13 protein-coding genes are annotated in these 13,974 nt (G+C 70.4%); 10 read left to right on the top strand and 3 right to left on the bottom strand.

Annotated features, from left to right (window positions below; all coding sequences use genetic code 11):
- Positions 1-106: 106 nt before the first annotated feature.
- Positions 107-1,408 carry a beta-N-acetylhexosaminidase gene (gene nagZ, locus AB0J64_RS08235; protein ID WP_364022561.1) on the top strand — a complete coding sequence of 434 codons (1,302 nt, stop codon included), beginning with the start codon at positions 107-109 and terminating at the stop codon, positions 1,406-1,408.
- Here the strand turns inward: nagZ and atpB are convergent.
- Positions 1,405-2,235 (bottom strand): F0F1 ATP synthase subunit A, encoded by an 831-nt coding sequence (atpB, locus tag AB0J64_RS08230; protein WP_364022558.1) that lies wholly within the window; start codon positions 2,233-2,235, stop codon positions 1,405-1,407. The genes nagZ and atpB overlap by 4 nt on opposite strands.
- Positions 2,236-2,375: 140 nt before the next feature.
- Between atpB and AB0J64_RS08225 the strand changes: the two genes are divergently transcribed.
- The 5 genes from AB0J64_RS08225 (at position 2,376) to AB0J64_RS08205 (ending at position 5,736) form a co-directional block, all read left to right on the top strand.
- On the top strand, positions 2,376-3,020 hold the full coding sequence (locus AB0J64_RS08225; protein WP_364022555.1) for an HAD family phosphatase: 645 nt from the start codon (positions 2,376-2,378) through the stop codon (positions 3,018-3,020).
- A 99-nt stretch (positions 3,021-3,119) separates the two neighbouring features.
- Entirely contained in the window at positions 3,120-3,626 is a 507-nt protein-coding gene (locus AB0J64_RS08220) for a hypothetical protein (protein ID WP_364022552.1), read from the top strand.
- A 103-nt stretch (positions 3,627-3,729) separates the two neighbouring features.
- Positions 3,730-4,176 carry a DUF2690 domain-containing protein gene (locus AB0J64_RS08215; protein WP_364022549.1) on the top strand — a complete coding sequence of 149 codons (447 nt, stop codon included), beginning with the start codon at positions 3,730-3,732 and terminating at the stop codon, positions 4,174-4,176.
- Positions 4,177-4,265: 89 nt separating this feature from the next.
- The gene (locus tag AB0J64_RS08210) at positions 4,266-4,892 is read left to right on the top strand and encodes an HAD hydrolase-like protein (protein WP_364022546.1); all 627 of its coding nucleotides are present in this window, start codon (positions 4,266-4,268) and stop codon (positions 4,890-4,892) included.
- Positions 4,893-4,989: 97 nt separating this feature from the next.
- The gene (locus AB0J64_RS08205; protein ID WP_364022543.1) at positions 4,990-5,736 is read left to right on the top strand and encodes a haloacid dehalogenase-like hydrolase; all 747 of its coding nucleotides are present in this window, start codon (positions 4,990-4,992) and stop codon (positions 5,734-5,736) included.
- Positions 5,737-5,828: 92 nt separating this feature from the next.
- Here AB0J64_RS08205 and AB0J64_RS08200 read toward each other — a convergent pair whose 3' ends face one another.
- Positions 5,829-7,403 carry a penicillin-binding transpeptidase domain-containing protein gene (locus AB0J64_RS08200; RefSeq protein ID WP_364022541.1) on the bottom strand — a complete coding sequence of 525 codons (1,575 nt, stop codon included), beginning with the start codon at positions 7,401-7,403 and terminating at the stop codon, positions 5,829-5,831.
- Between the two features lie 87 nt (positions 7,404-7,490).
- Here AB0J64_RS08200 and AB0J64_RS08195 point away from each other — a divergent pair, with 87 nt between their 5' ends.
- The 3 genes from AB0J64_RS08195 to AB0J64_RS08185 are packed head-to-tail and all read left to right on the top strand — an operon-like array spanning position 7,491 to position 11,282.
- Complete coding sequence (locus AB0J64_RS08195) at positions 7,491-8,408, top strand: LysR family transcriptional regulator (RefSeq protein WP_364022538.1); 918 nt, start codon at positions 7,491-7,493, stop codon at positions 8,406-8,408.
- Positions 8,405-9,256, top strand: coding sequence for a serine hydrolase (locus AB0J64_RS08190; protein WP_364022535.1), 852 nt, complete (start codon positions 8,405-8,407; stop codon positions 9,254-9,256). The genes AB0J64_RS08195 and AB0J64_RS08190 overlap by 4 nt, the downstream gene beginning before the upstream one ends.
- Positions 9,257-9,314: 58 nt before the next feature.
- Complete coding sequence (locus AB0J64_RS08185; protein WP_364022532.1) at positions 9,315-11,282, top strand: acetoacetate--CoA ligase; 1,968 nt, start codon at positions 9,315-9,317, stop codon at positions 11,280-11,282.
- Here the strand turns inward: AB0J64_RS08185 and AB0J64_RS08180 are convergent.
- On the bottom strand, positions 11,263-12,927 hold the full coding sequence (locus tag AB0J64_RS08180) for a zinc-binding dehydrogenase (RefSeq protein ID WP_364022529.1): 1,665 nt from the start codon (positions 12,925-12,927) through the stop codon (positions 11,263-11,265). The genes AB0J64_RS08185 and AB0J64_RS08180 overlap by 20 nt on opposite strands.
- Before the next feature lie 88 nt (positions 12,928-13,015).
- Between AB0J64_RS08180 and AB0J64_RS08175 the strand changes: the two genes are divergently transcribed.
- Positions 13,016-13,969 carry an AraC family transcriptional regulator gene (locus AB0J64_RS08175; protein ID WP_364022526.1) on the top strand — a complete coding sequence of 318 codons (954 nt, stop codon included), beginning with the start codon at positions 13,016-13,018 and terminating at the stop codon, positions 13,967-13,969.
- Positions 13,970-13,974: the final 5 nt, after the last annotated feature.

Genomic DNA, 13,974 nt, shown 5'->3' with positions numbered 1-13,974 from the left:
TGTAGCCCGGCCCTCGCTCAGGCGGAGGGTGATGGGCCGGCCCTCGCTCAGGTGCAGGGTAAAGGGAAGGTCTCGGCCGGGTCGTCGGATGGATACCTTTGGAGGCATGCTTCGACGGATCGGTACGGCAGGCCTCCTCACGCTCGCTCTCACCGCCTGCGCCGGCAGCGGCGGATCGGCGGGCGCGACCCCCACCGGAGGCGGCAAGGCCGCGCCGCCCGCGCAGACCGCGGCGCCCCAGACGACCCCGCAGGGCCCGCCGCAGACCCAGACGGGCACCGTCGGGCGCGCCCTGTCGAAGATGAGCGTGCAGGAGAAGGTCGGCCAGCTCTTGATGCCCGTCCTGTACGGCACCGCGGCCGACACGGTCTCGGGCGAGAACCAGGCCAGGTACGGCGCCGGCACCCCCGCCAAGGTGATCGCGAAGTACCACCTCGGCGGCGTGATCCTCTTCCCGCACAACATCAAGGGCGTGGGCCAGGTCGTCGGCCTCACCAACGGCCTGCAGAAGTCGTCCAGGGAAGTCCCGCTCCTGATCGGCACCGACCAGGAGAACGGCCTGGTGGCCAGGATGTCCGCGCTCATGACCGACTTCCCCGGCGCCGCCGAGATCGGCGCGACCAAGGACCCCGATTTGGCCAGGGCCGTGGCCAAGGCCACCGGCGACGAGCTGCGCGCGCTCGGCGTCAACCTCGACTTCGCCCCGGTCGCCGACGTGAACGTGAACCCGGACAACCCTGTCATCGGCCGCCGGGCCTACGGCGACGATCCGGCGCGGGTGGCGAAGATGGTGGCGGCGGCGGTCAAGGGGTTCGGCGCGTCCAAGGTGGCCGCCACCGCCAAGCACTTCCCCGGCCACGGCGACACCGACGTCGACAGCCACACCGGGCTGCCCGTGATCAAGCACACGAAGGCCCAGTGGGAGCGGATCGACGCGCCGCCGTTCAAGGCCGCCATCGGCGCGGGTGTGGACGCCGTGATGAGCGCCCACATCGTCTTCCCCAAGCTCGACCCGTCGAGAGACCCGGCCACGCTCTCCAAGCCCATCCTGACCGGCCTGCTCAGGCAGAAGCTCGGCTTCAAGGGGGTGATCTCCACCGACGCGCTCAACATGGAGGGCGTGCGCAAGAAGTACGACGACGGGGAGATCGCGGTGCGGGCCTTCCTGGCCGGGGCCGACCTGCTCCTCATGCCGAACGACCTGCCGAAGGCGTATCAGGCGCTGCTGGCGGCGGTGAAGTCCGGCCGGATCTCGCAGCAGCGGCTCGACCAGTCGGTCACCCGGCTGCTCACGCTCAAGCAGAACCGGGGATTCCTGGCCAAGGCCCCCGTGGCCGACGCGGATGAGGCGGCCCGCGTGCTGCGCTCCGCGGAGCACCGCAAGCTGGCCGCCGTGATCAAGGGTTAGTGCGAGCCGCGCAGCCCGCTGGCGATGAACATCCCGGCCAGCATGGCGAACAGGAACGCCTGCAGGAACTGGATGAGGATCTCCAGCGCGGTCATCACGATCGTCATCGCCACGCCGAGGATACCGAGGCCCGCGCCCAGCGGGGTGAGCCGCTCGAACAGGAACCAGAAGCCCACCGAGCTGAAGAAGGCCACGATGATGTGGCCGGCGAACATGTTCGCGAACAGCCGGATGAAGTGGGTGAACAGTGACGTGATGAACACCTCGGCCAGGATCATCGGGGCATAGAGCCCGTACGCCCAGCCCGGCAGGCCGGACAGGTGCACGATGCCCCGCAGGTAGCCGCGCACGCCGTGGTGCCGGACGCCGAGGTAGATCTTGATGACGTTCACGGTGACCGCCAGCACCAGCGGGAAGGTGATGCGCGCGGCCACGGGGAACTGGATGAGCGGGATGACGCCCATCAGGTTCCAGATGAGCACGGTCAGGAAGACCGTGAAGAGGAAGCCCATCCAGCGGTCGGAGTCCTTGCCGAGGTTGGGCTTGGCGATCTGCTCGCGTACGAACTCGTACGCGTACTCGCCGATGCTCTGCCAGCCGCGTGGGATGATCTTCGGCTTGGCGAACGCGGCCCAGGACACGGCGATGGCGATGGCCGAGCTGAGCAGGGCGATGAGCACGGGTTTGGTGAGCCATTCCGGGCCGCCGGGGAAGATCGGCGGGAATTGGAAGAGTTCGACTCCGGGGGCGGTCCACTGGTCTGGGGAGGCGGTCAGGCCGTTGGAGGCGGTCAGGCCATTGGAGGTGATCAGGATCGTCGTCCGCACGGCGGTCCTTTCTGGGTAGCGACTATCGCTGGAGGATCACCATAACGGGATATTTCGGACATTCTTTTTGTGGGGTTTTGCCGATTAACAAACGCCGAGTCGTGTAAAGGCGACATCGGAGACTGCTCTACTCTGGAACCGTGCTTACGGGTGTGCTCATCGACTGGGGCGGAGTGCTGACGACCGGCCTCTCCGACGCCATCGCGCGCTGGATCGCGGCCGACAGGATCGACGGCGACCACTACCGCGACGTGATGCGGAAGATGATCGACCACGCCTACCGCGGTGACGGCGAGAGCGTCGTCCACGCGCTGGAGCGGGGTGAGATCGACGGCTCGGCTTTCGAGCGCGACCTCGCGGCGAGGCTGCTGACCTTGGACGGCGTGCCGCCCGTGGCCGAAGGGCTGCTGGCCCGGATGTTCGCGGGATTCGAACGAGTTGACGCTATGTACGACATGCTCCGCGACGTACGGAAAAATGGTGTCAAAACGTGTTTGGTCTCTAACTCGTGGTCGAATGAGTATCCCCGCCACGACTGGGACGAGTTCTTCGACGCGGTCGTGATCTCCGGCGAGGTCGGCATGCGCAAGCCCGAGCCGCGCATCTTCCACCACGCGCTCGAGCAGATCGGGCGCGGCGGCGAGGAGTGCGTGTTCATCGACGACATCGAGGCCAACATCGTGGCCGCCCGCGCACTCGGCATCGCCGGCATCCACCACAGCGACGCGAACTCGACCATCGCGGAACTCGAGACCCTCCTCCGCGTCACGCTGCGACGGGCATGATAGAGCCCTTGCAAGGGGGAGACGGATCCGCAGCGCAGCGAGGACATCCGTCTCCGCACTGCCGAGCGGAGCTCGGCCAAAAAGCACGAAAGGTTCGTCATGCGCGTCTATCTGCCGTGCACTCTCCCGGCACTGGCCACGGCGGTCCAGGCGGGGGAGTTGGGCCCGGCCCCGCTGACCGGCTACGCGGTCACCCCCGCGCTGACCGAGTGGTACGCCTCGGGTGACACCGAGGAGCTCGAGTACGTGGCGCTCACCGAGGCGGCCCGCGCCTCGCTGCGGATGCTCGCCGCCGACCTCGCCGACGGCGTCGAGGCCGCGCCGCGCCGCGTGGTGGTCGCGGCCGAGGTGCCCGACCGCTCGGTCTCCGCGGGGGTCGATCTGGAGGAACGGGCGCGAGTACGCCTCGCCGACCCGATCCCGCTGGCCAAGGTGGCCGCGGTGCACATCGACGACCACGAGGCCGGCCCCGACATCGAGGCCGCCGTCGCCGCGCTGCCCGCCGCCGACGCGGGCGACGACGACGCGAGGTTCACCGTGGACGGGGCCGAGGCGCACGAGCTCATGTGGTACGCCACACAGGAGATTCCCGACCTACTGCGCTGATAACGGTGAGATCACATAGATCACAGTTCCATGAATGCCCGGAGCCCGGTCTCGCTAAGGTGCCGACGCAGCACTGTCAGTTAGATGCAAGGAGTCGGTCCAAGTGAAGCTTCGAGTCGCGGCTGCCGCCGCGGGTGCCATGGCAGCGGTCCTGCTGGCGGGCGCGCCCGCGAACGCGCAGGCCAAGCCGTACGACCACCAGGACCCGGCCAAGTCGGGCTGCTGGAACGCGGCCAAGGTGGTCCGGACGGCCGACATCAAGAGCCGCATTGACGGCAAGGTTGGGACGATCAAGCTCTGGTGGTCCTCCAGGTGCAAGACCAACTGGGTGGAGATCAGGACGGCCTCCTCGGCGACCGGCACCATCAGCGTGTACGCCCAGGACGGCCGGTATGACCAGTTCCGCTTCAAGGCGGGCAACAAGGGCCGGCACTGGGGCAACATGATCTCGGCCAACAACATGTGCGCCTGGGGCGGCGCCTCGATCCAGTGGAACGGCGGGCGCGGCGGCCAGAACGGCGCCGGCACCACCTCCAAGGCCTGCAAGTAGCCTCTCGCGGGGGCCGTGGCCGGATGGCCGCGGCCCCCGACCTTGATGTTCATCGAGTTGTCACACGTGCCGTCTAAGCTTGTCGCAACATGACGACGCACATCATCTGGGATTGGAACGGCACCCTCTTCCACGACATCGACGCCGTGGTCGGAGCCACCAACGAGGTCTTCAAGCCGTACGCGCTTCCTGTCCTGACCGCCGACGGCTTCCGCGCGGTCTACACCCGGCCCATCTGGGTCGCCTACGAGCGCCTGCTCGGCCGTCCCCTGGCCGAGGGCGAGTGGCAGCTGCTGGACGACGGGTTCCACGAGCACTATTTCCGGCTGAGCGAGGTCTGCGGGCTGGCCGACGACGCCGAGCTCGTCCTGACGAGCTGGACGGGCACCCAGTCGCTCTGCTCGATGGCGCCGCACGCCCACCTGGTGCCCAAGGTCGAGTCGTTCGGCATCACCAGGCACTTCAACCGGATCGACGGGCTGCTCGGCACCACGGGCGGCGAGAAGGCCGCGCACATGGTGGCGCACATCGAGTCCATCGGCGTGGACCCCCGCGAGATCCTGGTGATCGGCGACAGCGTGGACGACGGGCTCGCCGCCAAGCACGTGGGGGCCAGGGCGGTGCTCTACACGGGCGGGATGACCACCAGGGCCGAGCTGGAGGGCACCGGCCTGCCCGTGGTCGACACCCTCTCCGCCGCGCTCGATTACGCCTAGGGCAGTCCATGCTCAAATCGCCCAGGTGCCGAACCCGCGCCGGGCGTTGGCCTTAAGCTCAAGGACTGAACTCGAGCGGCGGCGCACGTCGTACGCTATGCGGCGTCACCCCCAGGAGGCTGCCATCAACCGGCTTGTGCTCTGGAACGTCGACCTGACGCTGGTCGACGTCGCCATCGTGACCAGGGACGCGTACGCCGAGGCGTTCCGCTTCGTGACCGGGCGGCCGCTGGTCAAGCTCGTGCCCCCGATGGGCCGCCCGGACTCCGAGATCGTCTTCGAGACGCTCGCCGTCAACGGCGTCCAGGCCGAGGACGATCACCTGCCCAAGTTCCTGTCGGCGCTCGCCGTGGCCTTCGCCGACCGGCGCGGACGGCTGGCCAAGGAGGGGCGCATGATGCCGGGGGCGAAGGACGCCCTGAAGGCGGTGTCCAGGCTCGACGGCGTGATCCAGACGGTGCTGACCGGCACCATCAAGAGCAACGCCGTCCACAAGCTCAAGGCGTTCGGGCTGGACAAGCATGTCGACTTCGCGCTGGGGGGATACGGCGAGGAGGTCTACCCCAAGGCGACGCTGCTGCAGGTGGCGCAGTCGCGCGCCAAGCAGCGCCTCGGCACGCCGTTCACCGCGGCCAACACCGTGGTGATCGGCGACTCCACGCGCGACGTGCAGGCGGCCAAGATCGGCGGGGCCGCGATGATCGGGGTCGCCTCCGGGCGCTCCATGGCCGCCGAGCTGCGCGACGCGGGCGCCGACGTGGTGCTGCCCGACCTCTCCAACGCCTCTGAAGTGGTCGCCGCCGTCGCCTCTCTCACCGCCTCCGCCGGCCGCGCCGTCCTCTGAACCGTCCCAGCACCTGTGCTCCAGCGCGCCGCCCTACAGCCTCGCCCCTGCGCGGCGTTCGCGTCCGGGAGCCGTGGGTCAGGACAGCGCGGTCAGGACAGCGCGGTCAGGAAGCGGGCGGCGGCGGGGGCGGCTACGGCGGCGCCTGGGCCGGCGCCCTCGGCGATGACCGCGAAGGCCAGGTCGCCCCGGTAGCCGATGAACCACGAGTGGGTCGGCGGCTCCTTGCCCGAGCCGTACTCCGCCGTGCCCGTCTTGCCGGCCGTGCCCTCCGGGAAGCGGACCGCGTGGGCGGTGCCTTCGGTGACGACGGCGGGCATGAGCTTGCGCAAGGCGGCGACCACCCCCGGCTCCAGCGGGCGCGGGTTGTCCGGCTGAGCCCCCGGGATCAGCTCGCCCTTGACGAGGTGGGGGGCGATCCACGCGCCACTGGCGATGGCGGCCGCGACCGAGGCCATGTTGAGCGGGCTCGCCAGGACGCGGCCCTGGCCGATCGAGGCGGAGGCCAGATCCGTGTCGTCCTTCGGGTCGGGGAACTCCGCGCGGACCGCGGGGACGCCGGGGGTGATCGGGGTGCCGAAGCCGAAGCTGCGGGCGACCTCGGCCAGCCGCCCGCCCTTGAGCCGGTCCACGCTCATCTGCCCGAACGTGGTGTTGCACGAGTGCGCGAACGCCTCCTCGAACGACAGCGTGCCGAAGTCCTCGAAGTTCGCGTTGTGGAACGGGAAGCCGCCGATGTTCTGCTCGGCGGGGCACGTGACCCGGCGGGACGGCTCGGTCCCGTCCGCCACCAGCGCGGAGGCGGTCACGACCTTGAACGTCGAGCCGGGCGGGTACTTGCCGAGCAGCGCCCGGTTGAAGCCTCCCGGCCTGTTCACCACCGCGAGGATCTCGCCGGTCGAGGCACGGAGGGCCACCAGCGAGGCGGGCTGGGAGACGCCCTCCAGGGCCTTGGCTCCTGCCCGGTGGACCTTCAGGTCGATGGTGGTCTGGATCGGCTTGTATCCGGCCGCCGGGACGACCGTCTTGATGGGTTTGTCCCCCTCGTAGAGGTCGATCCGGGAGCGGTTCGGCGCCTTGAAGCGGTCCGGCAACGTCTGCTTGACGCCCTCCACGAGCTGCTGCACCGAGCCCGGCGCGGACGGGGTGTTGATCGGGGTGCCGTCGGCGGCCAGGACCCGCAGCGGGTCGCCCTGCTGGGTGATGACGCGCAGCGAGCGGCCCTGCCTGAGCAGCGGGTGGATGGTCGCGGGAGTCCAGGCCACCTTCCAGGTACGGTCGCGCTCGACCAGCTTGAGCTCACCGCTGTAGTCCCAGTCCTCCTGGCCGGTCAGCTTCGCCGCGAAGCCGATCTCCTCTCCGTACGAAGCGAAGACCCCCGACGCCCTTGGGACGTAGAACTGCGCCCCGGTGAGCTTGAGATCGGTGCGGAAGCGGCGGTGCCAGGTCTCGAAGTCGGCGGGCGGGTCCGCCACCAGGGCGCGCATCCCCGCATAGTCCTGGGCCGACCACGCCGCCAGATACTTGTCGGCCGTCTCCTTCGGCGAGCCCTCCGTGCGCAGCGCCCAGATGACGCCTCCCGCCGCGACGACCGGGACCAGGAGCGCCGGGATGATCCACGGCCACCGGCGGCGCCGCACGTACAGTGTCCCCCTTTGTGGTGCCATGACGGAGAGAACACCAGAGGGACGGCAGGGGCGTCCAATACTGATATGGCTGCTTCAAAGATATAAATATGGATATAGTGGCTGGTCGTGGACCTCGTCCGGCATCTCCGCTACTTCACCGTGGTCGCGGAGGAACTCCACTTCGGCAACGCCGCGATCCGCCTCGGCATGGCGCAGCCGCCGCTCAGCCAGCGCATCAAGCGCCTGGAGGAGGAGCTCGGCGTGCGGCTGTTCGACCGCTCGGCCCGCCAGGTGCGGCTCACCGAGGCGGGCAGGCTGCTCCTGGGCGAGGCCCGCGAGATCGTGGCCAGGGTGGACCGCCTGCACGAGCTGGCCAGGCAGGGTGAGGGCGCGGTGCTCAAGGTCGGTGTCCCGCCCGACCTGGCCGACGCCGTGATCGCCGCCCTGGTCGCGGGTTTCCGCGAGACCAATCCCGAGGTACGCCTCGCGCCCGCCGAGATCTGGACCGCCGACCAGGTGACGGCGCTGGCGGAGGGAGCCATCGACGTGGGCCTGGTCCGCCATCCGGTCTCCGCGCCCGGTCTGCGGTTCGGCCAGGTGCTCGTGCAGGCGCAGGGCGTGCTGCTGGCCGAAGGCGACCCGCTCGCCGGTGTCGGGGAGGTGCACCTGGCCGACCTGGCCGGACGTGAGTTGCTGATGCCGCCCCAGGAGGGCGAGCCGGGGCTCTACGCGGAGATGCTCTCGGAGTGCCGCCGTCACGGCTACGTGCCCGTCCAGGTGCACGAGGGCGCGGGGCTGGGGCTGGTGCTGGCGGGGGCGGCGGTGGCGTTCGGCCCGAAGGTGGAGTCCCCGGGGCTCGCCTGGAGGCCGCTGCTAGGCTCGCCGATCACGTGCCGGGTCTCCACCGCCTGGCGCGTGGCGGCGAACGCGGTCAACGACTTCTCGGCCGTGGCCGTACGTACGTTGAAGGAGAGCGCCGGGATGACGGACGAGGGCGCCGTGTCCGTGCGGCGGGTCAGCCGCAGGCCGGGGATGCTGGCATGAGCGACTTCGACGCGCTGTTCCGTGCGGCGGGCGTGACCGGCTGGCTGTACGCCGCCGACATCGACTCGGGGCGGGATGTGGGGCACCGGCCGGACGAGCCGGTGCCCACGGCGTCGATGTTCAAGGTGCCGCTGCTGGTGGCGCTCTGCCGGCAGGCCGACGCGGGGCTGCTGGATCTCTCCGAGCGGGTGACCGTGACGGCCGGCGACCGGGTGCCGGGGGCGACGGGGGTCTCGGCGATGCTCGACGAGGTGACGATCTCGCTGCGCGACCTGGCCTATCTGATGATCACGGTGAGCGACAACACCTCCGCCGACCTGCTGCTGCACCGGGTGGGGTTCGACGCGGTCAACGCCGTGCCGGCGGAGTTCGGGCTCGACGGGACCCGGGTGACGCAGAGCGCCCGGGAGCTTCTCGGCAGCATGAGTGTCGACGCCGGGCACGGGTGGCCGTTCGTGGATCCCGAGGACATCGCGCGGCTGAGCGCGCTCGACCCCGCGCGGACGAACCGGTCCACCCCCCGCGAGCTGGCCCGGCTGTTCGGGATGATCTGGCGGGACGAGGCGGCCTCGGCGGAGTCGTGCGCCTGGATGCGCGGCGTGTTCAACATGCAGGTGTGGCCGCACCGCCTGGCCTCCGGCTTCCCGTACGACGACGTCGCGGTCAGCGGCAAGACCGGCACGCTGCCCACGCTGCGCGCCGAGTCGGGTGTCGTCGAATACCCCGACGGCCGGCGCTACGCGGTGGCCGTGGTCACCCGGTCCTTCAGCACCGCGCTCAACCAGCCGCGGGCCGACGCCGTGATCGGCACGGCCGCGCGTATGGCGGTGGACCACCTACGGAAATAGCAAGTTATGTGGAAGGTCGGGTATGACTTTCCCCCAAACGGGCGACAGGATGGGGCACATGGTTGCTGAGGGCGAGCTTCTCTGGGAGCCGAGCGAAGAGGTGGTCGCGAAGGCCAGGCTGACCCGTTACCTGGAGTGGCTGGGGCGGTCGGGTCCCTATGAGGACGTGTGGCGGTGGTCCGTCGAGCGCCCCGAGGAGTTCTGGACGTCGGTCTGGGACTACTTCGACGTCATCGGGGAGCGTGGCGACGGGCCGGTTCTGTCGGGGACGATGCCGGACGCCAGGTGGTTCGAGGGCGGCTCGCTCAACTACGCCGAGAACGCGCTGCGCCGTACGGAGGGCACCGCCGTGGTGTTCGTGTCCGAGGACGGCGCCCGCCAGGAGCTGAGCTGGGAGGAGCTGCGCGAGGAGGTGGCCCGCGTCCGTGCGGGGCTGGCCCGGCTCGGCGTGCGGCGTGGTGACCGGGTGGCGGCCTACCTGCCGAACATCCCGCAGGCCCTGATCGCCTTCCTGGCGACCGCGTCGCTGGGCGCGATCTGGTCGGCCGGCTCGCCCGACTTCGGGGTGCCGAGCATCGTCGACAGGTTCAAGCAGATCGAGCCCAAGGTGCTCATCGCGGTCGACGGTTACCACTACAACGGCAAGACGTACGACCGCTCCGACGCCGTCAACGAGATCGCCGCCCAGCTGCCCACGCTGCGCGCGACCGTGTGGATCCCGTACCTGGCGGCGCTCGACGAGGGCCGTGCCCCTCAGCAGGCCGAGCCCTCCGAGGCGCGCACCCGGGAGGTGCCGCACGGCGAGGTGATCGGCTGGGAGGGGCTGCGGGCGGAGGAGGGGCCGCTGGAGTTCGAACGGGTGCCGTTCGACCACCCGCTGTGGATCCTCTACTCCAGCGGCACCACGGGGCTGCCCAAGCCGATCGTGCACGGCCACGGCGGCGTCGTCCTGGAGCATCTCAAGTCGCTCGCCTTCCACCAGGACGTGGGCGAGGGCGATGTGTTCTTCTGGTACACCACCACGGGCTGGATGATGTGGAACTACCTCATCGGCGCCCTGCTGGTGGGGGCCACGCCGGTGCTGTACGACGGCGCGGCCACCTATCCGTCGCCGGCCGCGCTGTGGCGGATCGCCGACTCCGAGGAGGTGACCTACTTCGGGGTCGGGGCGCCGTACATCATGGCCTCGCTGAAGGCCGGGATCCACCCCGAGGGGCTGGAGCGGCTGCGCGGCATCGGCTCGACCGGGTCGCCGCTGCCGCCGGAGGGGTTCGAATGGGTGGCCTCCGAGCTGCCGGGGATCCCGCTGGGGTCCTTCTCCGGCGGAACGGACGTGTGCACGGGGTTCGTCGGGGCGACCGTGCTCCACCCGATCAGGGCGGGGATCATCCCGTGCCGGTCGCTGGGGGCCAAGGTGGAGTCGTACGACGTCTCGGGCAAGCCGGTCGTCGGCGAGGTGGGCGAGCTGGTGCTGACCGCGCCGATGCCGTCGATGCCGGTGAAGTTCTGGAACGACCCCGACGGCCGGCGCTACTTCGAGAGCTACTTCGACGTCTATCCGGGCGTGTGGCGGCACGGCGACTGGATCAAGGTCAACGAGGACGGCAGCTGCGTGATCTACGGCCGCTCCGACTCGACGCTCAACCGGGGCGGCGTCCGGATGGGGACCAGCGAGTTCTACCGGGTGGTCGAGCGGTTCGAGGAGATCGCCGACAGCCTGGTGATCGACACCGGGCAGCTCGGGCAGGAGGGCCGGCTGCTGCTGTACGTGACGCTCGCGGAGGACGCGACACTCACCGAGCCGCTCGAACGCGCCCTCTGTGACGCCCTGCGCAAGGAGCTGTCACCGCGTCACGTGCCCAACGAGATCCACGTGGTCCCGGGCATCCCCCGCACACTCTCCGGCAAGAAGCTGGAGGTGCCCGTACGCAAGATCCTGCTGGGCACGCCCGTCGAGCAGGCGGCCAACCCCGACGCCATGGCCAACCCCGAGGTGCTCCGCCACTTCACGCCGGAAGCAGGATGATCTTGCCGCGCGTGTCGCCCTCCTCGGCCCGGCGGTGCACCTTCCCCAGCTCGGCCAGGGGGAGCGACTCGGCGATCTCGACGTCGAGCTCGCCCCGGTCGATGAGGGCGGCGAGCTCGGCCAGCTGAGCCGGGTCGTTGCGGGCCACGAAGTGGGTGCCGCCCTCGATCGGGGTGGCGATGGTGACCACCGTGCGCCCGAGCCCGGCCAGGGCGGCGGCGTCCTTAGCGGGGAGCGCGGCCAGGTTCAGCACCACGTCCATGCCGCCGGGGAGCGGCGTGGTCGTGTAGTCGATCACCTCGTCGGCGCCGTACCACTTGACCGCGGCCGCGCTGCGCGGGCTCGCCGTGGCGAACACGGTCGCGCCCGCGAGCTTGGCGAGCTGGACGGCGAACATGCCGACCCCGCCGCCCGCCCCGTTGATGAGCACGCGCTGCCCCCGCGTGACGCGGGCGTGCTCGTGGACCGCCTGCCAGGCGGTGAGCCCGGCCACCGGTACGGCGGCCGCATGGGCGAGCGGGACGCTCTCCGGCGCCCTGGCCAGCACGCTCGCGGGCACGGCGGCGTATTCGGCCGCCACGCCGCCCACCAGGCCGAACACGCGGTCGCCTGGCGCCAGGTCCGTGACGCCACGGCCGGTCTCGACGACCGTGCCGGAGACGTCCGAGCCGAGCGTGTGCGGCAGCTCCACGTGGAGCACGTCGCGCAGCAGGCCCGCCCGCAGGCCGACCTCCGACGGGTTGAACGAGGCCGCGGCCACCTCGATGAGCACCTCCCCAGGGCCCGGCCGCGGCGTCGGGATCCGGTCGTAGCGGATCTCGCCGCCGTATTCGTGGATGCGGGCGGCCCGCATGGTCTCGGGCGGCTCGCCGGGTGAACGGAAGTCCGCGGCGTGCTCTTCCACCCAGGCGGCGAACGTGCGGGGCGGGGTCTTCGTGACCTCCTCGACCGTCGAGGTGGCGGGGGCCGGATCGCTGATCAGGTCCGCCTGGGCCTGGAGCACGCCGTCCACGGCGTGCGGAGGCCAGCCCATGGCCAGCAGTTCCGCGCGGGTGCGGTCCGGTGGGACCTCCTCCCAGTGCGCCGGAAATTTCGTGATTTCGGAGATGACGCGTACCTGGTCGGCCTGGGTGATCGGCTCCGGACCGGTCAGTTCGTAGATGGCGCCGTGGTGCCCGTCGTCCAGCAGCGCCCGTACGGCGACCGCCGCGATGTCCCGCTCGTCCACCACGGGCATGGCGGCCCGGCCGTACGAGCCGCGTACCACCCCTGCCCGCACCTGCGCGGCCCATCGCAGCGCGTTGGCGGCGAAGGCGTGCGGACGCAGGAACGTCCACTCCATCCCGGACTCCTCGATCAGCCGCTCCATCTCGCGTTCGTGGTCGCGTACCGCGGCGGAGGAGAGGTAGACCACGCGGCGGGCCCGGAGCGCGATGGCGTCGATCACCGCCCGTGCCCCGTCCGCCGTGGCGAACGGCCACACCAGGAACACCGACTCCACTCCGTCGAGCGGCAGCGACCCGGCGTCCGACAGGTCGCCTCTGGCCCTGCTGAACGGCTTGACCTCGACCTCGGCCGCACCCAACCGTGCCGCCACCACCCTGCCGACCGTGCCGGTCGCGCCCGTGACCAGTACTGTTCTCATGCAGGCCACCGTAGATGCCCGTAGCGAGACAACCAATGCGTCAACCTCGTCGATTTCATACGCGATCGTCTTCCTGTAGGTTTCTTCCGTGGATGTGCTCAGCGACGTGATCGCCCTCATGCGCACCGGCAGCCCCCGCTCGGCCCGCGTCGAGCTGCGCGCGCCCTGGGGGCAGCGCTTCCCCTCAGTGCCCGGCTCCGCGGGATTCCAGGTGATCCTGCGGGGGTCGAGCTGGCTGATTGCGCCGGAAGGCGATCCGATCGCGCTGTCGGTGGGCGACGTGCTCTTCTTCCCCCACGGTGACGGCTACGCGATGGCCGACTCGCCCTCCACCCCGGTGGTCGAGCTCGACTGCGACCCGCTGGACGACGGGCTCGGTCTGTTCGCCTCCGAGTCGATCGACGGCCCCGTGTCCGCCGTCCTGCTGTGCGGGGGCTACCGGCTCGACCCCGGCCGGGCCCATCCGATCCTGCGTGAGCTGCCCGGCCTGATCCACCTGCCGGCCCGGCTCGGCCTGCACACCGAGCTGCGTTCCGCCGTCGAGGCCCTGGGCGCGGAGATCCAGCGCCCTCGGCTGGGCGCCGACACGGTGGTGTCGTCGCTGCTCGACCTGCTCCTGCTCTACATCCTGCGGGCCTGGTTCGAGGGGGAGCACGGCCACTGCTCGGTCGGCGGGTGGGCGCAGGCGCTGGCCGATCCGGGCATCAGCGCCGCGCTGGACGCCATTCACCGCGATCCCGCCCATCCGTGGACGGTGCAGGAGCTGGGCGCCCGGGCGGGGCTGTCGAGGGCGGCCTTCTCCCGCCGCTTCAGCTCGCTGGTGGGCCGGCCGCCGCTCGCGTACATCACCTGGTGGCGCCTGGCCACGGCGGCCCGCCTGATGCGCGAGTCCGACGCGCCGCTCAGCAGGATCGCCGCCAGCGTCGGTTACGGCTCGGAGTTCGCTTTCGCCAACGCCTTCAAGCGGGAGTATGAGGTGGCGCCGGGCAGGTACCGCCGCGAGGCGTGTTCTTTGCCCGCGAAAGAACTCCTTAAAACGTAACAATT

It is taken from the genome of Nonomuraea sp. NPDC049695, assembly GCF_040674955.1.
GTDB lineage: Bacteria > Actinomycetota > Actinomycetes > Streptosporangiales > Streptosporangiaceae > Nonomuraea > Nonomuraea helvata.
The sequence above is the reverse complement of the archived record's forward strand: the minus strand, read 5'-3'. Positions and strand labels throughout refer to the sequence as shown.